The 23996-nt window shown below is 46.1% G+C and carries 35 protein-coding genes; 34 read left to right on the forward strand and 1 reads right to left on the reverse strand.

Going from position 1 to position 23996, the window contains the following annotated elements:
* Positions 1–4 precede the first annotated feature (4 nt).
* The 34 genes from rpsQ (at position 5) to D2962_RS01500 (ending at position 23427) form a co-directional block, all read left to right on the forward strand.
* A complete protein-coding gene (gene rpsQ / locus D2962_RS01335) occupies positions 5–262 on the forward strand; it encodes a 30S ribosomal protein S17 (protein ID WP_120768124.1) in 258 nt (85 codons plus the stop codon).
* Positions 263–279: 17 nt separating this feature from the next.
* Complete coding sequence (rplN, locus tag D2962_RS01340) at positions 280–648, forward strand: 50S ribosomal protein L14 (RefSeq protein ID WP_120768126.1); 369 nt, start codon at positions 280–282, stop codon at positions 646–648.
* Between the two features lie 14 nt (positions 649–662).
* Positions 663–986, forward strand: coding sequence for a 50S ribosomal protein L24 (gene rplX, locus D2962_RS01345; RefSeq protein WP_120768128.1), 324 nt, complete (start codon positions 663–665; stop codon positions 984–986).
* Positions 987–1006: 20 nt separating this feature from the next.
* On the forward strand, positions 1007–1546 hold the full coding sequence (gene rplE, locus D2962_RS01350; protein ID WP_120768130.1) for a 50S ribosomal protein L5: 540 nt from the start codon (positions 1007–1009) through the stop codon (positions 1544–1546).
* Positions 1547–1564: 18 nt separating this feature from the next.
* Entirely contained in the window at positions 1565–1750 is a 186-nt protein-coding gene (locus D2962_RS01355) for a type Z 30S ribosomal protein S14 (RefSeq protein WP_120768132.1), read from the forward strand.
* A gap of 32 nt (positions 1751–1782) precedes the next feature.
* On the forward strand, positions 1783–2181 hold the full coding sequence (gene rpsH, locus D2962_RS01360) for a 30S ribosomal protein S8 (RefSeq protein WP_120768134.1): 399 nt from the start codon (positions 1783–1785) through the stop codon (positions 2179–2181).
* Positions 2182–2202: 21 nt separating this feature from the next.
* Positions 2203–2742: a 50S ribosomal protein L6 gene (gene rplF / locus D2962_RS01365; RefSeq protein WP_120768136.1), complete on the forward strand. Its 540-nt coding sequence runs from the start codon at positions 2203–2205 to the stop codon at positions 2740–2742.
* Positions 2743–2763: 21 nt separating this feature from the next.
* On the forward strand, positions 2764–3129 hold the full coding sequence (rplR, locus tag D2962_RS01370) for a 50S ribosomal protein L18 (protein WP_120768138.1): 366 nt from the start codon (positions 2764–2766) through the stop codon (positions 3127–3129).
* A 16-nt stretch (positions 3130–3145) separates the two neighbouring features.
* A complete protein-coding gene (gene rpsE, locus D2962_RS01375) occupies positions 3146–3646 on the forward strand; it encodes a 30S ribosomal protein S5 (protein ID WP_120768140.1) in 501 nt (166 codons plus the stop codon).
* Between the two features lie 27 nt (positions 3647–3673).
* A complete protein-coding gene (gene rplO / locus D2962_RS01380) occupies positions 3674–4114 on the forward strand; it encodes a 50S ribosomal protein L15 (protein WP_120768142.1) in 441 nt (146 codons plus the stop codon).
* Position 4115: 1 nt separating this feature from the next.
* Positions 4116–5372 carry a preprotein translocase subunit SecY gene (gene secY, locus D2962_RS01385; protein ID WP_120768145.1) on the forward strand — a complete coding sequence of 419 codons (1257 nt, stop codon included), beginning with the start codon at positions 4116–4118 and terminating at the stop codon, positions 5370–5372.
* Positions 5373–5384: 12 nt separating this feature from the next.
* Entirely contained in the window at positions 5385–6038 is a 654-nt protein-coding gene (locus D2962_RS01390) for an adenylate kinase (RefSeq protein ID WP_122013880.1), read from the forward strand.
* Entirely contained in the window at positions 6035–6781 is a 747-nt protein-coding gene (gene map, locus D2962_RS01395; protein WP_122013881.1) for a type I methionyl aminopeptidase, read from the forward strand. The genes D2962_RS01390 and map overlap by 4 nt, the downstream gene beginning before the upstream one ends.
* Positions 6782–6793: 12 nt before the next feature.
* On the forward strand, positions 6794–7090 hold the full coding sequence (locus tag D2962_RS01400) for a KOW domain-containing RNA-binding protein (RefSeq protein WP_120768151.1): 297 nt from the start codon (positions 6794–6796) through the stop codon (positions 7088–7090).
* Between the two features lie 18 nt (positions 7091–7108).
* Entirely contained in the window at positions 7109–7327 is a 219-nt protein-coding gene (infA, locus tag D2962_RS01405; protein ID WP_120768153.1) for a translation initiation factor IF-1, read from the forward strand.
* 25 nt (positions 7328–7352) lie between these two features.
* The gene (gene rpmJ / locus D2962_RS01410; RefSeq protein ID WP_006555676.1) at positions 7353–7466 is read left to right on the forward strand and encodes a 50S ribosomal protein L36; all 114 of its coding nucleotides are present in this window, start codon (positions 7353–7355) and stop codon (positions 7464–7466) included.
* A gap of 19 nt (positions 7467–7485) precedes the next feature.
* Entirely contained in the window at positions 7486–7857 is a 372-nt protein-coding gene (rpsM, locus tag D2962_RS01415; protein ID WP_120768155.1) for a 30S ribosomal protein S13, read from the forward strand.
* An 18-nt stretch (positions 7858–7875) separates the two neighbouring features.
* Positions 7876–8259, forward strand: coding sequence for a 30S ribosomal protein S11 (gene rpsK / locus D2962_RS01420; RefSeq protein ID WP_120768157.1), 384 nt, complete (start codon positions 7876–7878; stop codon positions 8257–8259).
* A 22-nt stretch (positions 8260–8281) separates the two neighbouring features.
* On the forward strand, positions 8282–8908 hold the full coding sequence (gene rpsD / locus D2962_RS01425) for a 30S ribosomal protein S4 (RefSeq protein ID WP_120768159.1): 627 nt from the start codon (positions 8282–8284) through the stop codon (positions 8906–8908).
* Between the two features lie 46 nt (positions 8909–8954).
* Positions 8955–9905, forward strand: coding sequence for a DNA-directed RNA polymerase subunit alpha (locus tag D2962_RS01430; RefSeq protein ID WP_120768161.1), 951 nt, complete (start codon positions 8955–8957; stop codon positions 9903–9905).
* A 13-nt stretch (positions 9906–9918) separates the two neighbouring features.
* The gene (gene rplQ, locus D2962_RS01435; protein WP_122013882.1) at positions 9919–10251 is read left to right on the forward strand and encodes a 50S ribosomal protein L17; all 333 of its coding nucleotides are present in this window, start codon (positions 9919–9921) and stop codon (positions 10249–10251) included.
* A gap of 185 nt (positions 10252–10436) precedes the next feature.
* Complete coding sequence (locus D2962_RS01440; RefSeq protein ID WP_122013883.1) at positions 10437–11267, forward strand: energy-coupling factor transporter ATPase; 831 nt, start codon at positions 10437–10439, stop codon at positions 11265–11267.
* Entirely contained in the window at positions 11252–12115 is an 864-nt protein-coding gene (locus tag D2962_RS01445) for an energy-coupling factor transporter ATPase (protein WP_122013884.1), read from the forward strand. Before D2962_RS01440 ends, D2962_RS01445 begins: the two co-directional genes overlap by 16 nt.
* Entirely contained in the window at positions 12108–12905 is a 798-nt protein-coding gene (locus D2962_RS01450) for an energy-coupling factor transporter transmembrane component T family protein (RefSeq protein WP_122013885.1), read from the forward strand. Before D2962_RS01445 ends, D2962_RS01450 begins: the two co-directional genes overlap by 8 nt.
* A 10-nt stretch (positions 12906–12915) precedes the next feature.
* Positions 12916–13647, forward strand: a complete 732-nt coding sequence (gene truA, locus D2962_RS01455) for a tRNA pseudouridine(38-40) synthase TruA (RefSeq protein ID WP_122013886.1) — start codon at positions 12916–12918, stop codon at positions 13645–13647.
* 63 nt (positions 13648–13710) lie between these two features.
* On the forward strand, positions 13711–14145 hold the full coding sequence (gene rplM, locus D2962_RS01460) for a 50S ribosomal protein L13 (protein WP_120768174.1): 435 nt from the start codon (positions 13711–13713) through the stop codon (positions 14143–14145).
* A 17-nt stretch (positions 14146–14162) separates the two neighbouring features.
* The gene (rpsI, locus tag D2962_RS01465; RefSeq protein ID WP_120768176.1) at positions 14163–14552 is read left to right on the forward strand and encodes a 30S ribosomal protein S9; all 390 of its coding nucleotides are present in this window, start codon (positions 14163–14165) and stop codon (positions 14550–14552) included.
* A gap of 276 nt (positions 14553–14828) precedes the next feature.
* A complete protein-coding gene (gene trxB, locus D2962_RS01470; protein ID WP_122013887.1) occupies positions 14829–15740 on the forward strand; it encodes a thioredoxin-disulfide reductase in 912 nt (303 codons plus the stop codon).
* A 159-nt stretch (positions 15741–15899) separates the two neighbouring features.
* Positions 15900–17078 carry a M20 family metallopeptidase gene (locus D2962_RS01475; protein WP_122013888.1) on the forward strand — a complete coding sequence of 393 codons (1179 nt, stop codon included), beginning with the start codon at positions 15900–15902 and terminating at the stop codon, positions 17076–17078.
* A gap of 381 nt (positions 17079–17459) precedes the next feature.
* Entirely contained in the window at positions 17460–18488 is a 1029-nt protein-coding gene (locus D2962_RS01480) for a LacI family DNA-binding transcriptional regulator (RefSeq protein WP_122013889.1), read from the forward strand.
* Positions 18489–18575: 87 nt separating this feature from the next.
* Positions 18576–19880 (forward strand): ABC transporter substrate-binding protein, encoded by a 1305-nt coding sequence (locus D2962_RS01485; protein WP_122013890.1) that lies wholly within the window; start codon positions 18576–18578, stop codon positions 19878–19880.
* Between the two features lie 105 nt (positions 19881–19985).
* Positions 19986–20855, forward strand: a complete 870-nt coding sequence (locus tag D2962_RS01490) for a carbohydrate ABC transporter permease (RefSeq protein ID WP_122013891.1) — start codon at positions 19986–19988, stop codon at positions 20853–20855.
* Positions 20852–21673 carry a carbohydrate ABC transporter permease gene (locus tag D2962_RS01495; protein ID WP_120768189.1) on the forward strand — a complete coding sequence of 274 codons (822 nt, stop codon included), beginning with the start codon at positions 20852–20854 and terminating at the stop codon, positions 21671–21673. Before D2962_RS01490 ends, D2962_RS01495 begins: the two co-directional genes overlap by 4 nt.
* 47 nt (positions 21674–21720) lie before the next feature.
* Positions 21721–23427 (forward strand): glycoside hydrolase family 13 protein, encoded by a 1707-nt coding sequence (locus D2962_RS01500; RefSeq protein WP_122013892.1) that lies wholly within the window; start codon positions 21721–21723, stop codon positions 23425–23427.
* Between the two features lie 233 nt (positions 23428–23660).
* Here the strand turns inward: D2962_RS01500 and D2962_RS01505 are convergent, their stop codons facing one another.
* Complete coding sequence (locus D2962_RS01505) at positions 23661–23894, reverse strand: hypothetical protein (protein ID WP_122013893.1); 234 nt, start codon at positions 23892–23894, stop codon at positions 23661–23663.
* Positions 23895–23996 lie beyond the last annotated feature (102 nt).

The raw sequence follows: 23996 nt of genomic DNA on the forward strand, positions 1-23996 counted from the left end.
TGATGTGGAAGGTCGAAACAATAGGAAAGTCCGCACCGGAGTTGTGGTCAGCGACAAAATGGATAAGACCATAGTCGTGGCCGTTGAAAACTTTATGAGACATCCCAAGTACGGAAAAACCATCAAGAGGACCAAGAAATTTAAGGCCCATGACGAAAACAATGAATGCAAGATCGGCGATACGGTTAAGATTATGGAAACAAGACCCCTGAGCCACGATAAACGGTGGAGGCTGGTGGAGATCGTAAAGAAAGCCCAGTAAGAAGGGAGGTTATTTGTATGATACAGGTTCAAACCAGGCTGAATGTGGCGGATAATACCGGAGCCAAGGAATTGATGTGCATACGTATCATGGGTGGTTCCAAGCGGAAGTTTGCCCATGTGGGGGATATAATTGTAGCTTCAGTTAAAAATGCGACACCCGACGGCGTTGTTAAAAAGGGAGATGTGGTAAAGGCTGTCGTGGTAAGGACTAAAAAGGGAGTTCCACGACCGGATGGTTCATATATAAAATTCGATGAAAATGCCGCCGTTATAATAAATGAGGATAAAAACCCAAAGGGAACGCGTATATTTGGACCCGTAGCCCGGGAGCTTAGAGAAAAAGACTTCATGAAGATCATATCCCTGGCGCCTGAAGTTTTGTAGAGGAGGTGGGTTTGTTGGCAAAGGTCCACGTGAAAAAGGGAGATATCGTCACTGTAATTTCTGGTAAAGACAAGGGCAAAAAGGGAAAGGTCATAAGAATATTCCCCAAAGAAGAAAAGGCCATCGTTGAAGGCATCAATATGGCCACAAAGCATAAAAAACCTTCGGCAAAGGTACCCCAGGGCGGGATAATACACCAGGAACTGCCCATATATACTTCGAAGCTGATGCCGGTATGCAGCAAGTGCCAGAGTGCCACACGAGTAGGCCACTCGGTGCTGGCTGATGGCACAAAGGTGCGGGTATGCAAAAAGTGCGGAGAGGTTCTGGATAAATAACCAGGAAGGGAGGTAGCCAAGTGTCCAGATTAAAGCAAAAATATGAAAATGAAGTAGTCCCGGCTTTAAAGAAGAAGTTTAATTATAAAAATATCATGGAAGTGCCAAAATTGGAGAAGGTTGTCATAAACATGGGCATAAGCGACGCCAGAGAAAATCCCAAGGCCATCGATGCAGCTGCAAATGATCTGGCGATCATAACGGGACAGAAGCCCATAATTACAAAAGCAAAAAAATCTATTGCGGCGTTTAAGCTGCGCAAAGGCATGCCCATCGGCGCAAAGGTGACCCTCAGGGCGGAAAAAATGTATGATTTTCTGGATAAACTTTTCAATGTGAATCTTCCAAGGGTGAGAGATTTTAAAGGGGTTTCGCCGGATGCCTTTGACGGCAGGGGAAATTACACATTGGGCATCAAGGAGCAGCTAATATTCCCCGAGATAGACTATGATAAGATCGACAGAGTTAGAGGAATGGATATCACCATCGTGACCACGGCAAAGACCGATGAAGAAGCCAGGGAGCTCTTGAAAAACCTGGGAATGCCCTTTGCGTCGTAAAAGGAAGGAGGGAAATGCGTGGCTAAAAAGTCGCTAATTGCGAAACAGAAGAGAACTCCCAAGTTTTCCACACGGAAATATAACAGATGCAAGATATGCGGCAGACCTCATGCTTACCTGAGAAAATATGGCGTATGCCGTATATGTTTTAGAGAGTTGGCCCATCTGGGGCAAATACCGGGAGTAAAAAAAGCCAGCTGGTAAGGAATATAGTATATTGAAGGGAGGTAGCTTCATTGGCTATGACGGATGTTATTGCAGATATGCTGACTCGTATAAGAAATGCCAACGATGCAGGTCATCCAACTGTGGAGATTCCCTGCTCTAAACTAAAAAAAGCCATTGCCCAGACCCTCAAGGACGAAGGTTACATTCAGGATTTTGAGATCATCGATGATGCAAAGCAGGGGATAATAAAGATTTATCTGAAATATGGCCCCAATAAGAAGAAGGTCATAACAGGCATCAAGAGGATTTCCAAACCCGGTTTGAGAATATACGCCAGAAAGGACAATATCCCAAAGGTTATGGGAGGTCTGGGAACTGTAATTCTCTCTACATCCAGGGGTATTATGACAGATAAACAGGCAAGAAAAGAACAGGTGGGCGGAGAGGTAATCTGCTACGTATGGTAGACAATAAAGGAGGTGCAGCAAATGTCCAGGATCGGTAAACTGCCGGTTAAAATTCCCCAGGGGGTGGAAGTAAAGGTCCAGGGGAACACCGTAACGATAAAAGGTCCCAAAGGCAGCATCAGTCGTGAATTTCACAGGGATTTAAAAATAAAACACGAGGATTCTCAAATAATTGTAGAGAGACCTTCAGATGACAATATGCACAAGGCTTTACACGGCCTGACCCGCACCTTGATAAACAATATGGTAGACGGCGTTACGACCGGATACGAAAAAAAGCTTTCTCTTGAAGGCGTGGGCTACAGGGCGGCAAAACAGGGGAATAAGCTTGTGCTGACCGTGGGATATTCCCATCCGGTGGAAATAGAGCCGCCAAAGGGCATAGAATTTGAAGTGCCCGCTCCCAACAAGATTTCGGTTAAAGGTGTCGACAAGGAACTGGTAGGCCAGATAGCGGCAAATATAAGAAAAGTAAGAGAGCCCGAACCTTATAAGGGGAAGGGCATCAGATATGAGAACGAAGTAGTAAGACGCAAGGTAGGTAAGACCGGAGCTAAATAAGGCAAAGGGAGGGATAACAAGATGCTAAACAAGGAATCCCGTGAGGTTTCCCGGGGAAGAAGGCATGCAAGGGTCCGCAAGAAAGTCTTCGGAACCCAGGAAAGACCCAGATTGAATGTATTCAAGAGTTTGAAGCACCTTTATGCGCAGATTATCAATGATGAAAATGGTACCACTCTGGTGGCCGCTTCCACCCAGGACCCGGCCATAAGGGACAGTGTGACGGGATGTAACATTGAATCTGCTAAAAAGGTTGGCGAACTCATTGCAAAAAAAGCTATAGAAAAGGGCATCAAACAGGTAGCCTTTGATAGAGGCGGATACATGTATCACGGCAGAATCAAAGCTCTGGCGGATGCTGCCCGGGAAGCAGGGCTAGAATTTTAGAAGGGAGGCGAAGCTATTGCAGCGCAAAAGCGTGGAAGAACAGGAATTTGAAGAAAAAGTTGTTTCCATAAACAGGGTGGCCAAGGTTGTTAAGGGCGGAAAGAATTTCAGGTTTGCCGTGCTCGTGGTGGTAGGCAATAAAAATGGCAAGGTGGGCGTAGGAACGGGAAAGGCTCAGGAAATTCCCGAAGCTATACGCAAGGGTATCGAGGATGCAAAGAAGAACCTTATTGAGGTTCCCCTGGTGAACGGAACGGTTCCTCATGAAAGCCTGGGTGTTTTCGGAGCCGGAAAGGTGCTCATCAAGCCGGCTGTGGAAGGAACCGGCGTTATAGCAGGCGGTCCTGTCAGAGCCGTCATGGAACTGGCCGGAGTTAAAAATGTGGTGAGCAAATCTCTTGGGTCCGCCAATTCCAGAAACATGATCAATGCCACCATGGAAGCCCTGAAACAAATGAAAAAAGTTGAAGAAGTGGCCAAACTCAGAGATAAGACTGTTGAAGAGCTGTTGGGATAATTTACTCAAAAAGAGGAGGTGCAACCGATGAGATTACATGAGCTATTTCCCGCTGAAGGTTCCACCAAAAAAGTAAAGAGAGTAGGCCGAGGGATAGGCTCGGGCCATGGCAAGACTTCCACCCGGGGGCATAAAGGCCAAAATGCCCGCTCCGGTGGTGGAGTAAGGCCCGGCTTTGAAGGCGGCCAGATGCCGTTGTACAGACGTCTACCCAAGCGGGGTTTTACGAATATATTCAAAAAGGAATTTGCCCTCGTCAATGTCGAGGATTTAAATTCCTTTGAAGAAAATACCAGGATAACTCCTGAGCTTTTGATCAAGAGCGGCATCTTGAAAAAAATAAAAGATGGAGTTAAGGTCCTGGGCAATGGAGAACTAAAAGTGAAAGTCGATGTGGAAGCCCATGCATTTTCAAAGTCGGCAAAAGAGAAAATCGAGGCTGCCGGTGGAAAGGCAGAGGTGATATAATATGCTCGAGGCTTTGAGAAATGCATGGAAAATACCAGACCTCAGAAAGAGGATCCAGTTTACGGTGCTTATGCTGATAATATTCAGGGTTGGTGCCTTTGTTCCGGTGCCGGGTATGAACCCCGATGCGGTTAAAGCTATGATAGAAAAAGGCGCACTGCTGGGCTTCTTTGATATCATCTCTGGCGGTGCGTTCAAACAGTTTTCAGTTTTTGCCATGAGCATAACCCCATACATTAACTCTTCGATTATAGTTCAACTGTTGACCATAGTGATTCCCAAATGGGAAGAAATGGCAAAAGAAGGGGAAGCCGGCAGAAAGGTGCTGGCCCAGTATACACGCTATGGCACGGTCATACTGGCTCTGATTCAGGGCATAGGGCTTTCCATAGGATTTCGGACTGCCATGAAGCATCCCGGATTCCTGGGCAGTGCCCTTGTGGTAATAAGCCTTACGGCAGGCACGGCATTTTTGATGTGGCTGGGTGAACAGATAACCGATAAGGGCATCGGCAACGGAATATCCCTGTTAATTTTTGCCGGTATCGTTTCAAGATTGCCCAGCGGTGCATACCAGCTTTACACACTGCTGAAAGTTGGGACCACCAACATCTTTACGGTAATAGTATTTGCCATATTCGCCCTGGCGGTTATCGTAGGCGTTATTGCGGTGCAGCAGGCTGAGCGCCGGGTGCCGGTGCAATATGCTAAAAGGGTAGTGGGAAGGAGAGTTTACGGCGGACAATCCACCCATATACCTATTAAAGTAAATGCTGCAGGTGTTATCCCGGTAATTTTTGCGTTGTCTATTCTGCTTTTCCCCAGCACTGTGGCAGGATTTTTCCCCAACAGCAAAATAGCACTGAGCATAGCCAATTTCATTAAACCTGGCGGATGGTTGTATGCAAGTTTGTATGCCCTGCTTATCATCTTCTTTACGTATTTTTATACGGCTGTCACGTTCAATCCCGTTGAAGTTGCGGATAACATGAAAAAATACGGAGGTTTCATACCCGGTATGAGACCCGGAAGACCCACAGCCGAATATCTGAACAGAATAATGACCAGAATAACTCTGGTAGGAGCCATTTTCCTGGCAATCATAGCGGTGCTTCCCTATCTTATTACCGGCGTAACTTCTCTGAATATATATTTCGGAGGCACGGCACTTCTCATTGTCGTTGGCGTCGCTCTGGAAACCATGAAGATGATAGAAGCACAGATGTTGATGAGACATTATCAGGGTTTTCTTAAATAGGGGTGATAAAAGGTGCGGATCATTATGCTTGGGCCTCCGGGAGCCGGAAAGGGAACCCAGGCAAAGAAGCTCTCGGAAGAATTCAATATTCTTCAGGTATCCACAGGAGATATTTTTAGAAAGGCTGTTCAGGAGAATACACCCATGGGGATGAGAGCGAAAGAATATATGAGTAAAGGCCTGCTGGTGCCGGATGAAATAGTCGTGGGTATTGTAGAAGAAAGATTAAAGCAGCCCGATCTGGCCGAAGGATTTATATTGGACGGATTCCCCAGGACCATCTCCCAGGCCGAGAGCCTTGAGCAAATCCTGCATAAAAACGGCATGAGCCTAAATGCAGTTATTAACATTCAGGTGTCCCGGGATGGGCTCATAGAAAGATTTACCGGGCGAAGGGTTTGCAAATCCTGCGGAGCTTCTTACCATATTAAGTATAATCCCCCAAAAACACCCGGAATCTGCGATATTTGCGGAAAAGAGCTTGTGATAAGGCCTGATGACGAACTGGAGACGGTAAAAAAGCGCCTGAAAGAATATGAACAAAAAACAACTCCTCTAATCGAGTTTTACCGTAAGCGCCATTTGTTGATAAACATCGATGGTGAAAAACCCATTGATGAGGTTTACCGGGATATCGTAGACAGTTTAAGAGGCGAAGAAAAATGATCATATTGAAGTCCCAGCGGGAAATAGAAATAATGAAAAAGGCCGGGAGAATAGTGGCGCTAACTCTTGAAAAGATCAAGCAGGCTTTGAAGCCCGGAATTACAACGGGAGAGCTTGACCAGATTGCAGAGGAGTTTATCCTCAGTCAGGGAGCATATCCCACCTTCAAAGGCTATCGGGGATTCCCGGCAGCCATATGTACTTCTATAAATGAAGAGGTAGTACATGGAATTCCTGGATTAAGAACCCTAAAAGATGGTGATATTATTAGTATAGATGTAGGAGCATCCATCGAGGGGTATAACGGAGATGCGGCCAGGACTTTCGCAGTGGGGAATGTCGCAAAAGAGGCCATGAACCTGATAGAGGCTACCCGGGCGAGCTTTTTTCAGGGCTTAGCCTTCGCAAAACAGGGCTTCAGGCTGTCGGATATCTCTCATGCCATACAGACCTATGTAGAAGGAAGGGGATATTCCGTTGTCAGGGATTATGTGGGGCACGGCATAGGCCGGAAAATGCATGAAGACCCCCAGATACCCAACTACGGCTTGCCCCACAGGGGGCCCAGGCTGAAACGGGGAATGACCCTGGCTATTGAGCCCATGGTCAATGCCGGAGGATATGAAGTTTATACCCTGGAAAACCGCTGGACGGTTGTAACAAAGGATGGCAGTTTATCAGCCCATTATGAAAATACTATTGCAATCACGGATTCGGAGCCCGAGATACTGACTTTGTTTTAGGTAGGTGTTTTTATGCGAGAGCTTTCCCTGGGGCAGCTGGTCTTATCCTGCGCCGGCCGCGACAGCGGGCGTTTCATGATTGTAGTCAAGATATTGGACTCCAATTATGTTTACGTAGCTGATGGCACCTTGAGAAAAGTGGATAACCCAAAGAAAAAGAAAATCAAACACCTCAAGGTGCTAAACAAAAAATCCGATTATATCGCTGAAAAGCTCCAAAACAAGAGGAAAATCTACAATGATGAAATAAAAAGGGCCCTGGAAGAACTGGTCGATGTGAATATGGATGAAACATCCAGCCAGATTTAAGGAGGCGTGTGCGACCTTATGTCCAAGCAAGATGTGATCGAGGTTGAAGGAACCGTGTTGGAACCTCTTCCCAACGCAATGTTTCGGGTGGAATTGAAAAACGGTCATAAGATTCTGGCCCATGTATCCGGAAAGATCAGGATGAATTATATCCGGATTCTGCCCGGAGACAGGGTAACCGTGGAATTATCTCCTTATGATCTGACCCGAGGCCGCATCAAATACCGCTTCAAATAGATTATCGCGAGAAGGAGGAAATCCCATGAAGGTAAGACCCTCGGTGAAGAAAATATGCGAAAAGTGTAAGATAATAAAGCGTAAAGGCAGGGTTATGGTCATCTGTGAAAATCCAAAGCATAAGCAAAAACAGGGCTAAGTAGAAGGAGGTGTGAATAATGGCGAGAATTGCCGGTGTAGATCTTCCAAGAGAAAAGCGTGTGGAGGTTGCCCTCACATATATCTACGGTATAGGCCTCAGCAGGTCTCGTGAGATCTTAAAGGAAACCGGTGTGGACCCCGACACTAGAGTAAAGGACCTGGCTGAAAGGGAAATTACAAGATTGCGTGAAACAATCGAAAAGAACTATAAGGTCGAAGGTGATTTGCGCAGGGAAGTCGCTATGAATATCAAGCGGCTGGTAGAAATAGGTTGCTACAGGGGAATACGTCACCGCAAGGGACTACCCGTGCGCGGGCAGAGGACCCGCACCAATGCAAGAACCAGAAAGGGTCCCGCCAAGACCGTAGGCGTAAGGCACAGCAAATAATATTTGGAGGTGATCAAATTGGCTAAAGCTGTTAAGAAACGTAAAGATAAAAGGCGCGTGGAAAAAGGTGCAGCTCATATACATTCTACTTTCAACAACACCATAGTTACCATCACCGACGAGGCAGGCAGACCTCTGACCTGGGCCAGTGCGGGGACTGTAGGATTCAAAGGCTCCAGAAAGGGAACGCCTTTTGCTGCTCAAATGGCAGCTGAAGCTGCAGCCAAGCAGGCTCTGGACTATGGTTTGAGGTCGGTAGAAGTTTTTGTTAAGGGTCCCGGAGGCGGTAGGGAAGCTGCTATAAGGTCCCTTCAAGCGGCTGGTCTGGAAGTTAATATGATTAAAGATGTAACACCCATTCCTCATAATGGATGCAGACCGCCCAAGAGAAGACGTGTATAAAATACAGGAGGTGTAGAAGTAAATGGCGAGATACAAAGATGCCGTATGCAGACTGTGCCGCCGTGAAGGTATGAAGCTATACCTTAAGGGGGACCGCTGCTATTCTCCCAAATGCGCCATTGACAGAAGGGGTTATGCTCCCGGCCAGCATGGGCAGATGAGGCGCAAGCTGTCGGAATATGGTGTGCAGCTCAGGGAAAAACAGAAGGCAAGAAGAATATATGGAGTTCTGGAAAGGCAGTTTAAAAATTACTTTGACAGGGCAGTAAGCCAGAAAGGTGTTACCGGTGAAAATCTTTTAAGGCTTCTCGAGACCCGCCTTGACAATGTGGTTTACAGGATGGGATTTGCTTCATCCAGGCCGCAGGCAAGGCAGCTCGTTAGATACGGCCATGTGGAGGTAAACGGCCGGAGGGTTACAATTCCTTCTTACCAGGTCAGAGAAAAAGATATAGTTTCAATCAGGGAAAAAAGCAGAAGTCTTCCATTTTTCAAGGAAATATCCGAAGCAGGAGCATCCAAAGTCGTTCCCGGCTGGCTGTCGGTAAACTTTGAGACCCTGACGGGGGAAGTTGTCAGCCTGCCCAAGCGTGAGGACATTGATGTTCCGATTCAAGAACATCTCATAGTAGAGCTCTACTCCAAGTAATTAACCCTCATCTAAAATCTTTAATTTAAGGAGGGTAACACATTAGATGATGGAAATTGAAAAGCCGAGGATTGAGTTGGTAGAGGTAAGCGCGGATGATACTTACGGCAAGGTAGTATTGGAACCGCTGGAGAGAGGCTACGGCACAACCCTTGGCAACTCCATGCGTCGTGTACTTTTATCATCATTACCTGGAGCCGCTGTCACTTCTATCAAGATCGAAGGGGTGCAGCATGAGTTTTCGACAATTCCGGGGGTTACGGAAGACACCACGGAGATCATTATGAATATCAAGGGCCTGGCCATATTGATGCACAGCGATGAACCCAAGCTATTGAGGATTGAAGCCAGCGGCGAATGTGAAGTAAAAGCCGGAGACATCATTACCGATGCCGACGTGGAAATCATTAATCCTGACCACCATATCGCTACACTGGATAAAGACGGAAGGCTTTTCATGGAACTTACCCTTGAAAAAGGCAAGGGCTATGTAACTGCGGACAGGAATAAAAAACCAAATCAACCCATAGGGGTTATAGCTGTCGACTCCATATTCACCCCCGTACAGAAGGTGAATTTTTCAGTGGAGCATACAAGGGTGGGGCAGAGGACCGACTATGACAAGCTGACCCTGGAAGTATGGACCAATGGTACCATAAAACCCGATGAAGCTGTGAGCGCTGCGGCGAAGATCCTCATTGAGCACTTTAACCTGTTCGTGGGCCTGACCAGCAAGGTAAAAAGTCCGGAAATTCCTGTGGAAAAGGAAAAGGATGATAGGGAAAAGATACTGGAAATGCCCATAGAGGAGCTGGACCTATCGGTCAGGTCTTACAACTGCCTCAAGAGGGCGGGGATAAATACCATCCAGGAACTCATACAGAGGACATCGGAAGATATGATGAAAGTAAGAAATCTTGGCAGAAAGTCTCTGGAGGAAGTGGAAGAAAAACTGGCTGCATTTGGTTTGGCGCTAAAACAATCGGAGGACAGTTAAGGAGGTCAAGAAGATGAGGAAATTGGGCAGATCAACCGGACACCGCAAAATGATGCTCAAGAATCTGGTGACATCATTATTAAAACATGGGAGAATAATCACTACCGAGACCCGGGCCAAGGAAGTTCGCCGAATTGCCGAAAAGATGATTACACTGGCAAAAAGGCACGACCTGGCATCAAGAAGGATGGTGCTGGCAGAGGTTTTGGATGAAACCACCGTAAAAAATCTTTTCGACAAAGTTGCTCCCAAGTATCAGGAGAAAAACGGCGGGTATATCCGAATTGTAAAAATCGGTCCCCGCAGGGGAGATTCTTCACCCATGGTAGTAATGGAGCTTGTATAGATGTTAGGGGACACACCTTCTTTTAGCAGAGGTCGGTGTTCAGAGGTCAGATTAAGTTGGATTTGCCGAAAAGGCAAATCCCTCAATTCCGACATCCGACTTCTGACATCTGGCTTCCGATATAGGGGGAGGCGGAGGAATGTCCCCAATATAATCAGGCATAACTTGTAAAGGGGGCGGCATCATTGACCGCCGAAATCATCGCCCAGGGCGTATATTATCAATATACTCAGGGCAGTGACCTGGCTCTGAAAAATATAAATTTGACAATCAATAAAGGGGAATTTGTAGCCATCATCGGTCCTAACGGCTCGGGAAAATCTACTCTTGCCAAACTTTTTAATGGTATTTTCATACCCACAAAAGGGGAAATATATGTAGATGGATTAAATACCGCGAACAAAGATGATATCTGGAAGGTAAGGCAGAAAGCGGGAATGGTCTTTCAGAACCCGGACAACCAGATCGTGGCTACCGTGGTGGAAGAAGATGTGGCCTTTGGCCCGGAAAACCTCGGAATACCGCCGGAAGAGATCAGAAAGCGCGTAAAGCAGGCACTTGAAGCCGTTGAGTTATCCGAGTTTGCCCGTAAGGCCCCCCATCTGTTGTCTGGGGGGCAGAAACAGCGGGTTGCCATTGCAGGGATCCTGGCCATGAAGCCCCAGTGTATAATTCTGGATGAACCCACCGCCATGCTGGATCCCGTGGGGAGAAAAGAGGTAATAACGACGGTTAAGAAGCTCAACAAAGAAGAGGGCAAGACCATCGTGCTCATAACCCATTTCATGGATGAGGCAGTCCAGGCGGACAGGGTTATAGCCATGGAAAAGGGGCAGATTGTGCTGGAGGGAACTCCGAGCCAGGTGTTTTCCAGAGTAGACAGATTAAAAAGCATAGGCCTGGATGTTCCGCAGGTAACCGAACTGGCTCATCAGCTAAAGAATGCAGGTATAAAAATAAGGCCTGATATTCTGACATTAGAGGAAATGGTGGACTGCCTATGTCAATTGTTGTAAGAAACCTTACACATGTATATATGCCGGGAACTCCCTTTGAATCCGTGGCCCTGAAAGATGTAAACTGGGAAATTGCGGATGGAGAATTCTGGGGACTTATAGGCCATACAGGCTCGGGAAAATCCACCCTCATACAGCATCTAAATGGTCTTTTAAAACCCACATCCGGGGAGATCATAGTGGATGGCGTAAATCTCCACAGTAAAGGTGTGAACATAAAGAATATCAGGCAGAAGGTAGGTCTGGTATTTCAATACCCGGAACACCAATTATTTGAGGAAACCGTGGAAAAAGATGTGGCCTTTGGACCCAGGAACATGAACCTCTCGGAAGAACAGGTAGAAAAAAGAGTAAGGGAAGCCCTGGAACTGGTAGGTTTAAATTATGGAGAGGTAAAAGACAAATCTCCTTTCGAGCTCAGCGGCGGTCAGATGAGAAGGGTGGCTATAGCCGGAGTTTTGGCCATGAACCCCGAAGTGCTTATTCTCGATGAGCCCACCGCAGGCCTGGACCCCAGGGGGCGCGATGAGATTCTGGATGAAATAGTGACCTTAAGAAAAAAACGAAATATAACCGTTATCCTTGTTTCCCACAGCATGGAAGACATAGCCAAACTGGTGGATAAGATTGCGGTGATGCACCGGGGCAAAATGATAAAATCGGGTCCTCCCCGGGAAATTTTCGGAGACTACAGGGGACTTACCGCCATGGGGCTGGGTATACCTCAGATTACTGAACTTATGCTGAGATTGAGGGAAAAAGGCAAGGCCGTCGCGGGGGATATTTTAACGGTGGAAGAAGCCGGGGTCGAGATTTTGAAGGCCATAAGGAGGAAGGGCAGTGCGTGAGATAACCATAGGTCAGTATATACCGGGGAATTCCATAGTGCATCGCCTGGACCCCAGGACAAAAATCATAATAACCCTGGTTTATATGATTCTGCTGTTCATTTTAAACAATTTTGAGGGTTATCTATTCCCCATAGTCTTCATACTGCTGGCATCGGTGCTTTCGGGAATATCCCTGCGATACATGGTTAAAGGCTTGAGGCCTCTCATAGTGATAATAGTATTAACCTTTATTTTAAATGTATTCATGATCAAGGGAACCGTACTTTATCAGATAGGTCCCTTTGATGTGACGTACGAGGGTCTGTACCAGGGGTCCTTTATGGCTATAAGGCTGGTGCTGCTCATTGTTGGTACATCGCTGCTGACACTGACCACATCCCCTATAGCGTTGACCGATGGTATTGAAAAGTTGCTTTCGCCTGCCAAAAAGATTGGAGTTCCTGCTCATGAACTGGCCATGATGATGACCATAGCATTGAGGTTTATTCCCACACTTTTGGAGGAAACCGACAAGATCATGAAGGCCCAGATGGCTCGGGGAGCAGACTTCGAAAGCGGAAACATAATAAGGCGGGCAAAAAACATGGTGCCGCTGCTGGTGCCGCTGTTCATCAGTGCCTTCAGGAGGGCCGACGACCTGGCCATGGCCATGGAAGCCCGGTGCTACCGGGGAGGGGAAAACAGGACCCGCATGAAAGAACTGAGAATGTCCAGGCTTGATTTTATAACATATATAGTTTTTTTGATTATTGTTCTGGGTGGAATAGCCAGCCGCTTTATATGGTAGGTGGAGGCTTATGAATGTAAAGATACTTCTGGAATATGACGGTACCAATTACCACGGCTGGCAGAGGCAGAAAAACGCCAGGTCCATCCAGGAAGTGCTGGAAGAAGCCATAAGTGCCATAACGGGAGAAAAAATCAGGGTCACCGGAGCGGGTAGAACCGATGCCGGAGTGCATGCCGCCGGGCAGGTGGCCAATTTCAAGACCAATACCCGCATACCGGTGGAAAAACTGCCCTATGCCATAAACAGCAGGCTTCCGGATGATATAGTGGTCAAAGAAGCCCGGATGGTACCAGAAGAATTTCATGCAAGACTTTCAGCAAAGGCCAAGGTCTACAGCTACACCATTTATAACGCTCCCTTTCCGTCGCCGCTTTTGCGTAATTACACTTACTTTTTTCCACTACCCCTGGACATGGGCGCCATGAAAGAAGCGGCGAGCCAATTTGTGGGATTGCATGATTTTTCGGCTTTCAGGGCGTCAGGGAGTCCCGTGAAGTCTTCGGTGAGGCAGATTAACCGCCTTGAGATTAACCGCTGTCAGGACCTTATAAAAATTGAAATTGAAGCCAATGGTTTTTTATACAACATGGTAAGGATCATAGCCGGGACACTGCTGGATGCAGGACTCCACAAGATCAACCCCGGGGAAGTGGCATCAATCATCAGGTCCGGCGACAGAGATAGAGCGGGAAAGACCCTTCCACCGCAGGGGTTATGCCTTTTGAAAGTGGTATATTAACGGCTTGACACAAAATTTAACGTATAATAAAATAATTCTATGGTTTCACGAGGAGGGAAAAAGATGAGCACGTTCATGGCAAAAAAGGAAGAAGTTAAAAGAGACTGGTTCGTAATAGACGCCACGGACAAACCTCTGGGGAGGTTGGCGGCTAAGGTGGCCATGATTTTGAGGGGAAAACATAAACCCACATATACTCCCCATGTTGATACAGGCGACCACGTGATAATAGTGAATGCAGATAAAGTGGTGCTTACGGGAAAAAAGCTGGATAAAAAGCTGTATATCCGCCATTCCATGTATCCCGGCGGCATCAAGACCGAAACTTACCGGAGTTTCCTGAAAAGGAGTCCTGAAAAGGCCGTATACAAGGCCATCTGGGGCATGCTTCCGCACAACTCCCTGGGCCGCAGAATGATTAAAAAATTGAGGATTTACAGAGGTCAGGAACATCCTCACGAAGCACAGCAGCCGAAGTCATTATCCGTTGATATTTAACAGGAAGGAGGAGAGCAATGAAACAGGCAGTTCTTGCTACGGGAAGAAGGAAGACATCCGTCGCCAAGGTATGGGTTACACCGGGTAGCGGTAAAATAATTGTGAACAGAAGGCCCCTGGATGAATACTTTGGGCTTGAGACCCTGAAGGTGGATGTAAAAAAGCCGCTGGAAGTGACCAATACAGCAGGCAGGTTCGATGTGATCGCCAGCGTGAAAGGCGGCGGATTCACCGGCCAGGCCGGAGCCGTGCGGCATGGTATCGCCAGAGCGCTTTTAAAGATCGATGAAGAATTTAGACCCGTGCTCAAAAAAGAAGGATTTTTGACAAGAGACCCGAGAATGAAGGAACGCAAGAAATACGGCCTCAAGAAGGCCCGCCGCGCTCCGCAGTTCTCCAAGAGGTAAAAGAAGGACAGAGTCCTTCTTTTTTTTTTGATCGGCCAACTGAATGCTTCCTGCGTGGTTGGCATCGGAATAGAAAAAGAAGCGGTTGATTAAATAAAAAGAAATGATACAATAAAAAAGAAGGACTTGATGATATATGAAAAAAATTCTTGAACTTTAATTGACACATTATTTTAACACTGTCAGGATAAGGATATAATAAGGATTGAAAAATAAGTCGAGATATATTAATATATTCATATAGATAAATATAAGACAGGAAATGGAGGAATATTTGTGAAAGATGTTGCTATAATCGGTGCCGGGCCGGCAGGGCTTTCGGCGGGGATCTATGCTGCCAGGGCGAAACTATCCACCGTCATAGTGGAGAAGATGTATCCGGGAGGGCAGGCGGCCATCACCGACCGTATCGAAAACTATCCCGGTTTTAATGAGGGCATCGGCGGTTCCGAGCTCACCGACAACATGAAGGCCCAGGCGGAAAAATTCGGGGCGGAGCTTTTAAATGGCGATGTAATAGGTATAAAAAAAGAGAACGAAAAATTTATCATCCAGCTAACAGGAGAGACTCTAGAGGCAAAAACCGTCATCCTGGCCATGGGAGCCGAATCCAGGAAGCTGGGAGTTAAAGGCGAAAAGGAATACACCGGCCGTGGTGTATCATACTGTGCCACCTGTGATGGGGCCTTTTACACCGACAAGCCCATCATGATGGTGGGTGGCGGGGATACGGCCATTGAAGAAGCCCTATACCTCACAAGATTTGCCGAAAGCATCAAGGTGGTGCACCGCAGGGATCAGCTGCGAGCCACAAAGATACTGCAGGAACGGGCCTTTAAAAACGAAAAAATTAAATTCATCTGGAATTCTGTAGTGGATGAAATAAAGGGTCAGGACATGGTGGAAGAAGTAATAGTAAAAAACGTGAAGACCGGTGAAAAAACCTCGGTCTTAGTAAACGGGGTTTTCGTAGCCATCGGCCTTGTTCCCAATACATCTTTTGTAAAAGACCTGGTAAAATTAAATGAGCAGGGTTATATAATAACCGATGAAAATATGGGGACCGGTGTCCCGGGCCTTTATGCGGCAGGAGATGTCAGGCAAAAATCCCTGCGTCAGGTGGTCACCGCCGTGGCCGATGGGGCCATAGCCGCCGTAGAAGCCGGAAAATATCTCGAGAGCCTATAAGGCTCTCTTTTGTCAATGAAAAGGCACGGTTTTTTATTAAAAATGGAGTTAAATTTTTGACTAACTTTTTCATTTATGTTAACTTAAAAAATAGCGGGTCGAGCTTAAGTTTTCATTATTCAAGCTTGACCGCAAATAATATAGAAAGGGGTCTTCACATTGGAGAGCTTAAAAGAGAAAGTAGTTTTGCAAGTAGATGAAATCAAAAACGATATTTTTGAGGTAGCCGATGAGATACACAGGAATCCCGAGTTGGGCAATCAGGAATTCAAGGCTTCAAAACTTTTAAGGGAAAAGATAGCAAATTATGGATTTACCGTAAAAGATGTGGAAGGACTTCCCACAGCCTTTATAGCTACAAAGAAAGGCACAAAGCCTGGGCCCACCATAGCACTGCTGGCGGAATACGATGCCCTTCCCCAGATAGGCCATGCCTGCGGCCACAACCTCATAGCCGCTGCGAGCTTCGGGGCCGCAGCAGCCCTTGGAAAGCTGGGCAATGATCTGGTCGGAGAAGTGATGCTGGTGGGTTCTCCGGCAGAAGAAACTGATGGAGCCAAAGTGCTACTGGTAGAAAAGGGCATATTCCGTGATGTGGATGCGGCTATGATGGTCCACCCCGGCAATAAGACGACGGCTTACTCCACATCCCTTGCCATGGAAGCCATTGAGTTCACATATACCGGCAAGGCCGCCCATGCAGCAGCAGCGCCCCATATGGGCATAAACGCCCTGGATGCGGTTATAATGCTTTTTAACGGTATAAATGCACTACGGCAGCAGCTTAAATCCGATGTGAGGATTCACGGCATAATCACCGAAGGCGGCAAGGCCCCCAACATCATCCCCGACAGAGCCGTAGCCCGCTTTTATGTAAGGGCAAAAGAAAAAGGCTACATGCTCAAAGTAAAGGAAAAAGTGATCGCCTGCGCTAAGGGGGCCGAACTTGCCACCGGCGCAAAACTATCATATAAGAATTTCGAACTGCCCTTCGATAATCTTATTACCAATAAAACCATGGCGGATATGTTCAAACACAACCTGAAAGAACTGGGGGTTTCCGACATCAGCGATGAGGAAGAAGGCATTGGCTCTACCGATATGGGCAATGTAAGCCAGGTGGTTCCCGCCATTCATCCCCACATAGCCATAGCCGAAAGAAATGTGGCTCCTCACTCCATTGAGTTCTGCCAGGCAGCCGGCTCAAGCAGAGGAAAAGAAGCCGCACTCCTATCGGCAAAAGCCATGGCGATGCTGGCAGTGGAACTTGCTGTAAAACCGGAGCTGCTGCAAAAAGCAAAACAAGAATTCACAAAGGCAACTTCCCCCTCCCTGTAGAGGGGGATTTTTTACGTAACGAGGGGGCGTGTACTTGCCATGGTGACATTCCACCGTCCCATATCTCTCCATTTCTTGGGAATCCTGCAACAAAAATGAAATAAATTGAAAACAGAAAAATGATAAATAAGGAATATAGTATTTCTAAGCTAAGAAACCACTAATTAGTTTCTATTGAAAAACGCCCCCCTCAAACCCACAGAAAACCGGCAGTATGAAATTGTCCGGCAGTTTTTGCTTTGTAGCCACTTTTTATTAATATATCAGAAAAATTTCAGTCTTGACAACTTTGAAATCAAAGTTGTATAATTATTATAGGTTGTGCAAGCGGTTGCACAAATTTAATTGACCATGTTATATACGAAATGAGGGCTGATTTTATTGTCAAATAAGCAGATAAAAATCAGAGACGTTGCAATGGCGGCCGGAGTTTCCGAATCGACCGTGTCGAGGGTTCTTTCAGGAAACAAAAGGATAAGCGAGAAAACAAGGCAGAAAGTTATGAAAATAGTCGATGAAATGGGTTACAGGCCCAATGCCATAGCCACAAGCCTTGCGCGAAACCGTTCAAATTCTATAGGCATTGTGATACCAGATTCGGATAACGAGTTTTACTCCACAACATTTTTCCAGGAGGCATTGAGAGGCATATCCACAGTTGTGTCGGATAATGGATACGACGTGTTGATATCATCCGGAAGGCCGGACGAAGTCACAGCGCTGAAGGAGCTCGTGGCAAGATGCAAGGTCGATGGGGTAATTCTTATGAGGTCACATATAAAAGATCAGAGCATAAGATTTTTGCACGAGAGCAAATTCCCTTTTGTGCTTATAGGGACCTCTGTAGAATATGACGATGTATATTCGGTTGACAACGACAACTTTGGTGCGGCCTTTGAACTTACGAAACACATCCTCGGGCAAAATCGCAGGAATATCGCATTTATCGGGGGCGGGAGCAATTTCGTATATACTATGGAGAGGCTCAGAGGGTATGAAAAGTGTATTGAATCAAACGGCGCAGAGCTTCGCAAGGAGTATGTCAGGCTCGATATAGATACAGTCAGGAAGGCTTATGAGGCCATGTCCGAGCTGCTGCAGCTTAAAAGGCGCCCCGATGCCGTAATTATCACCGATGACACAGTCTGTGCCGGGATAATGGATAGCATTCGTCAAAACAAATTGAACATACCCGATGATATCGCTGTTGCCAGTTTTAATGACAGCCTTTACAACAGGCTTTCAATTCCGCCGATTACTTCGATATCGGTGAATTCAATTGAGCTTGGAAGGAAAGCTGCCGAAACTATATGCCGGATTCTCTCGGGTGATTCCGTTGATATCAAAAATATCAGGGTTGATTTCAGGCTTTTGGCCAGGGATTCGACGATTTTGAACCGGCTACCGTAGATCTCATCGCGCATGCTTTGCTTTCGGGTTCTGGGAATGGAGCATGACTGATGAGATCAAAAATCATAAAAAAAGAGGAGGAGAAGCATGAAAAGGTTAATGTGCTTGATTTTCACACTGGTACTGGCGGTTTATTTGCTTTCCGGCTGTTCCGGCGGGGGCAAGACTGCGAATACCGAATCGAAAAATGCTGCACAGGCTGAAAAGGTGACAGTGGACGTCTTCCAGTTTAAGGTGGAGTTTAAAGACGCTTTTGAATCCGCAGCAAAAAAGTATACCGAATCTCATCCAAATGTGACTATTAATGTTACTACAGTAGGCGGTGGAACCGATTACGGAGCCGCTTTGAAGGCAAAATTCAATTCAGGAGAAGAGCCGGCGGTATTCAATGTCGGCGGCCCACAGGATGTTGCTATTTGGAAGGATAAGCTTGCAGACGTGTCGGACACAAAGGCAGCCGGCCAGGCTCTTCCGGGTCTTTTGACAGGGGTTACGATCGATGGCAAGCCGTACGGGCTTCCTTACAACATCGAAGGGTATGGGCTGATATACAACAAGGATATATTTACCAAGGCCGGTATAAAGGCAGAAGATATCAATACTTTTGAAAAGCTTGAAGAGGCGGTAAAAACGCTTGATGCGAATAAGTCAAAGCTCGGCATAGATGCGGTATTTGCCCTTCCTGCAAAGGAAACATGGGTAACCGGGCTTCATATGTCAAACGCCTTTTTTTCCCCGGAATTTGACGGGGACATAATGAAAGCGTTCAACGCCAAGACCATAGATTTTAAATACCAGGATGCCATGAAAAAGATGCTTGACCTCCAGAACAAATATTCAGTACAGCCCACCGCGAGCCTTGATTATGCAGCGCAGGTTCAAAAGCTCTTCGGCACCGGCAGGGTTGCAATTATCCAGCAGGGTAACTGGGTTTTCCCTGACCTGAGCAAGATGGATGCCGATTTTGCACAGAACAAGATAGGCATGCTTCCGTATCCTGTTTACGGATACAAAGAAGACTGCTATCCCGTTGGAGTCCCCATGTACTGGGCTTTTAACAAAAACAAGGATCCAAACACGCTCAAGGCCGCAAAAGACTTTATTGACTGGCTTTATCTGTCCGATGAAGGCAAGAAGATAGTTATGGAGCAGTTCAAATTCATCCCGGCTTACAATGGCTATCCTTCGGATGCTGTAAGCGACCCTCTGGGAAAACAGGTTCTGGCGGCAGCCAGCCAGGGGAAAGCTATCAACTGGGTGTTTATGGGATACCCGGACGGTTGGGGGATGAACAAGCTGGGCCAGGATATTCAGCTTTATGTGAGCGGCCAGCTCGAATGGGATAAACTGGTTGATAACGCCAAAAAGACGTGGGCGGAGGCAAGAAAATAATTATAAAATAATTATAATCAAAGGCTTATTTAACAGAGGGCGTGCCGAAACCGCACGTCCTCATATTGTGGCCATTCGTTCAGAAAAAGAGGGGAATGCCTGCATATGAAAAAGAGAAAAAACAAAAATGCATGGTACTGGATGTTTCTGGCTGTATGTCTCGTCTCGCTTGTTATTGTCGTTTTCATACCGCTTGCAATTGGAATATGGTATTCCTTCACGGACTGGACCGGTATAAACAATCCCACCTTTATAGGAATGAAAAACTATGCAAGGCTGAAGGATGACAAATTGTTCTGGCATTCGCTGCTGTTTTCCGCCAAATTTTCCGCAGTATCAGTCATAGCTGTAAATACCGTTGGATTAACCCTTGCAATGCTGGTTACCCGCAACATCAAGGGCAAAAATGCCCTCAGGACAATATTCTTCATGCCAAATCTTATAGGCGGGCTCATTTTGGGTTTTATCTGGCAGTTTATTTTTGTGGACATTTTTGATTCGATTTCCAGATTTACGGGCATAAAAGCCTTCAGCGGCTGGCTTGCCGACCCGAATACAGGGTTCTGGGGGATGGTAATACTTGCTGTGTGGCAGATGGGGGCATATGTCATGGTAATTTATATTGCGTTTATCGAAAGCATACCCGAGGAATTGCTGGAGGCTGCAGAAATCGATGGCGTCACACCCTTCCAGAGGTTCAGGCATATAATATTCCCGCTTATTGCGCCGGCATTTACCATAAATCTATTTATCACTCTGTCGAACGGTTTCAAGCTGTTCGACCAGAACCTTGCTTTGACCAACGGCGGCCCCGGGAACATGACACAGATGGTTGCGCTCAATATATATCAGACTGCATTTGGCGAGAGCATGATGGCATATGCACAGATAAAGGCAGTTATATTTCTCGTAATAGTTGCAACATTTTCGCTTACCCAGGTGTACATCAACAAGAAGCGGGAGGTGGAGTTATGACCAGAAAAACAGGGCAGGCATTTCTTGCCGCAATCGGTTTGATTTTGGGAATCATATGGATGTTCCCGTTTTATATTGTGCTGATCAATTCATTTAAGACCCAGAGAGACATTTTTATTAATACTATGGGGCTGCCGTCAAAATGGGTGATTGACAACTATATCACGGCAGCAGAAAAGCTCAACATTGCCACGACATTTTTCAATTCCCTGATTATAACCGTTGCAAGTGTCGCTGTGATATGCACTTTTTCGTCCATGGCGGCTTATGCCCTGGAGCGTGTCAAAAGCAAATCGAGCACGGTGCTGTTTCTCGTTTTTGCAACAGCTATGCTGATACCGTTCCAGACGGTAATGCTGCCGCTTGTGGCCGAATTTGGAAGGGTGCATATGCTCAACAGAATTGGGCTTGTATTTATGTATCTGGGCTTTGGCTCGCCCCTTGCCATATTCCTTTATCACGGCGCTTTAAAATCCATACCCAGGTCGCTGGATGAAGCTGCGATCATTGACGGATGCAGCAGATTCCAGGCATTCTGGATGATTATTTTTCCCAGCCTCAAGCCCACCACGGTGACGGTGGCGATATTGAATATAATTTGGATATGGAACGATTATCTGCTTCCTTCGCTTGTAATCAACAAAAAAGGGATGGAGACACTGCCCATCATGATATTTTATTTCTTCGGGCAGTACACCAAACAGTGGCACCTTGCGATGGCAGGCCTGACCATGGTAATCATTCCGGTGATAATATTCTATTTCCTGGCACAGAAGGAGATAATAAAGGGCATTACGGCCGGAGCGGTCAAACAATAGTTCTTCTTTTTTTAAAATAAAAAAATTCAACAAGAGGGGTAGAAACAATGGCAGATTTTTGGAAAAAATCAGTTGTATACCAGATATATCCCAAAAGCTTTAAGGATTCCAACAACGATGGCATAGGAGATTTGCGCGGAATTATTGAAAAACTTGACTACCTGCAGGAACTTGGAGTTGATATTATCTGGCTCAATCCGGTTTATGCATCGCCGCAGGCTGACAACGGATACGACATAAGCGATTATTTTTCGATTTATCCCCCTTTCGGAACGCTTGACGATATGAAGCAGCTTTTACAAGAATCCCACCGCCGAGGCATTAAAGTGATGATGGATCTGGTGGTTAACCATACGTCGGATGAACACATATGGTTTAAGGAATCCAGAAAATCCAGGGATAACCCTTATCGGGATTTTTATATTTGGCGTGACGCAAGAGGGTACGATGATAACAGAAAACCTATTCCACCTAACAACTGGGGGTCATTTTTTTCAGGATCTGCTTGGGAATGGGATGAAAATACTGAGCAGTTTTATCTTCACCTGTTTTCTAAAAATCAGCCGGATTTAAACTGGGAAAATGATCTTGTGCGAAGAAAGATATATGACATGATGAACTGGTGGATGCAAATGGGTGTCGACGGCTGGAGAATCGATACATGCAATCTTTACTCCAAGCAAACCGCATTTTTAGATTTTCCGAGCCGGGATGGAGAAAAATATGTAATAAGCCCCATGTATGCAAGGGGCCCAAGGATACACGAGTTTTTGAGGGAAATGAACCGTGAAGTTTTTTCACGCTACGATTGCGTAACGGTTGGTGAGGCGCCGTTTACCACGGCAGAGGAAGCGATTATCTACACTGCGCCCGGGGAACGGAAACTCAACATGATATTCACGTTTGAACATATGGAGATCGACAGCGCGCCAGGTTCCATGAACGGCAAGTGGGATATTGCTAAACTGAATTTGCCCAGGCTCAAAAAGGTATTTGAAAAATGGCAAAAAACGCTGTATAAAAAGGGTTGGAACAGCCTGTACTGGAACAACCATGACCAGCCGAGGATTGTTTCCAGGTGGGGCGATGATGGGCAATACAGAGTAAAGAGCGCAAAGATGCTTGCTTGCATCCTGCATCTCATGCAGGGCACCCCCTTTATTTACCAGGGAGAAGAAATAGGCATGACAAATTGCAGATACAACCTTGAAGACTATAATGATATCGAAATACACAATGCATACAGAGAAATTGTGCAGGAACAAAAGACAATGACACATGATGAATTTATGGAAGCGGTACATAAGAAAGGCCGCGACAATGCCCGCACACCGTTTCAGTGGGATGATTCGGAAAACGCAGGATTTTCATCGGCAAGACCCTGGCTGAAAGTAAATCCGCGGTATAAAGAAATCAATGCCGAAAAAGACAGAAAAAGCCCGGATTCCATATACTATTGGTACCAGAAGTTAATCAGGCTCAGGAAGGAAATGGAAATTATCACCGAAGGAGATTTCAACCTGCTGTTTCCTGATGATGAGGATATTTTTGCTTACATGAGAACATTCGAGGATGAACGCCTTATTGTTGTGGGCAATTTCAGCGGAAAGACTAGGGAAATCGAGCTTGACGGCCAGCTTGACGTATATGAAATATTATTGAAAAATTATGATGAACGATTGAGCATTTCAAACAGGATTACTGTAAAGCCGTGGGAAGTGTTTGCATTATATCGAGGCGCAAAAATAGCATAGTATGGAACCAGAGAATTTACTTTCTAATAGTGCTTAAGATAACCCCTTAGACCATTCTGCAGACACTAATAATTTCTTGCGGCGAATCCCGGAAAAAACAGACATTAATACAGGGCAGGATAATATGTTTAATATGAGTAATTTCGTAAACAGTCAATAATTCCCTGTAAAAACTAACAAACCCAACAAAAGAAACCACAACCATTAATTCCACTGTTTTAACTTCAGCATCGTTATTCCTGAAATTGAAAGAAAAGGCGGTGGGCCTGGTAACCGGAGTTTCCTCTATGGTGAAATACCTGGCCTGTCTGAGTGATGCCTGAAATATTAACTACGCTTCCAAAAAAACTTTTTATAGTCTTGAAAAAACCATGACCTGCAAAGGCGCTGCTACCCGCACCTGCAACAAATCCCATAAAAAATACGAGCAAGACGGCTGCAGCAGCGAGTACCATTTTCACCCACACCTGTTTTTTAACCTTCTTTGAAACACTGAGCTCTTTTTTTATTTTTGGCCATATCCGCTTTTTATCCGGTGAAACAATATCATCGGAAATTTTTTTATCTGT

The organism is Biomaibacter acetigenes (genome assembly GCF_003691585.1).
GTDB classification, from domain to species: Bacteria; Bacillota; Thermosediminibacteria; order Thermosediminibacterales; family Tepidanaerobacteraceae; genus Biomaibacter; species Biomaibacter acetigenes.

Bases quoted from the DNA above. Each gene is read 5' to 3' on its own strand.
- rpmJ (WP_006555676.1), top strand. From the start codon at position 7,353: ATGAAGGTAAGACCCTCGGTGAAGAAAATATGCGAAAAGTGTAAGATA.
- rpsI (WP_120768176.1), top strand. From the start codon at position 14,163: ATGAAACAGGCAGTTCTTGCTACGGGAAGAAGGAAGACATCCGTCGCC.
- rplQ (WP_122013882.1), top strand. From the start codon at position 9,919: ATGAGGAAATTGGGCAGATCAACCGGACACCGCAAAATGATGCTCAAG.
- rpsM (WP_120768155.1), top strand. From the start codon at position 7,486: ATGGCGAGAATTGCCGGTGTAGATCTTCCAAGAGAAAAGCGTGTGGAG.
- rplO (WP_120768142.1), top strand. From the start codon at position 3,674: ATGAGATTACATGAGCTATTTCCCGCTGAAGGTTCCACCAAAAAAGTA.
- secY (WP_120768145.1), top strand. From the start codon at position 4,116: ATGCTCGAGGCTTTGAGAAATGCATGGAAAATACCAGACCTCAGAAAG.
- rpsD (WP_120768159.1), top strand. From the start codon at position 8,282: ATGGCGAGATACAAAGATGCCGTATGCAGACTGTGCCGCCGTGAAGGT.
- rplF (WP_120768136.1), top strand. From the start codon at position 2,203: ATGTCCAGGATCGGTAAACTGCCGGTTAAAATTCCCCAGGGGGTGGAA.
- rplR (WP_120768138.1), top strand. From the start codon at position 2,764: ATGCTAAACAAGGAATCCCGTGAGGTTTCCCGGGGAAGAAGGCATGCA.
- rplN (WP_120768126.1), top strand. From the start codon at position 280: ATGATACAGGTTCAAACCAGGCTGAATGTGGCGGATAATACCGGAGCC.
- infA (WP_120768153.1), top strand. From the start codon at position 7,109: ATGTCCAAGCAAGATGTGATCGAGGTTGAAGGAACCGTGTTGGAACCT.
- rplM (WP_120768174.1), top strand. From the start codon at position 13,711: ATGAGCACGTTCATGGCAAAAAAGGAAGAAGTTAAAAGAGACTGGTTC.
- D2962_RS01485 (WP_122013890.1), top strand. From the start codon at position 18,576: ATGAAAAGGTTAATGTGCTTGATTTTCACACTGGTACTGGCGGTTTAT.
- truA (WP_122013886.1), top strand. From the start codon at position 12,916: ATGAATGTAAAGATACTTCTGGAATATGACGGTACCAATTACCACGGC.
- D2962_RS01495 (WP_120768189.1), top strand. From the start codon at position 20,852: ATGACCAGAAAAACAGGGCAGGCATTTCTTGCCGCAATCGGTTTGATT.
- D2962_RS01490 (WP_122013891.1), top strand. From the start codon at position 19,986: ATGAAAAAGAGAAAAAACAAAAATGCATGGTACTGGATGTTTCTGGCT.
- D2962_RS01445 (WP_122013884.1), top strand. From the start codon at position 11,252: ATGTCAATTGTTGTAAGAAACCTTACACATGTATATATGCCGGGAACT.
- D2962_RS01430 (WP_120768161.1), top strand. From the start codon at position 8,955: ATGATGGAAATTGAAAAGCCGAGGATTGAGTTGGTAGAGGTAAGCGCG.
- D2962_RS01400 (WP_120768151.1), top strand. From the start codon at position 6,794: ATGCGAGAGCTTTCCCTGGGGCAGCTGGTCTTATCCTGCGCCGGCCGC.
- D2962_RS01500 (WP_122013892.1), top strand. From the start codon at position 21,721: ATGGCAGATTTTTGGAAAAAATCAGTTGTATACCAGATATATCCCAAA.
- map (WP_122013881.1), top strand. From the start codon at position 6,035: ATGATCATATTGAAGTCCCAGCGGGAAATAGAAATAATGAAAAAGGCC.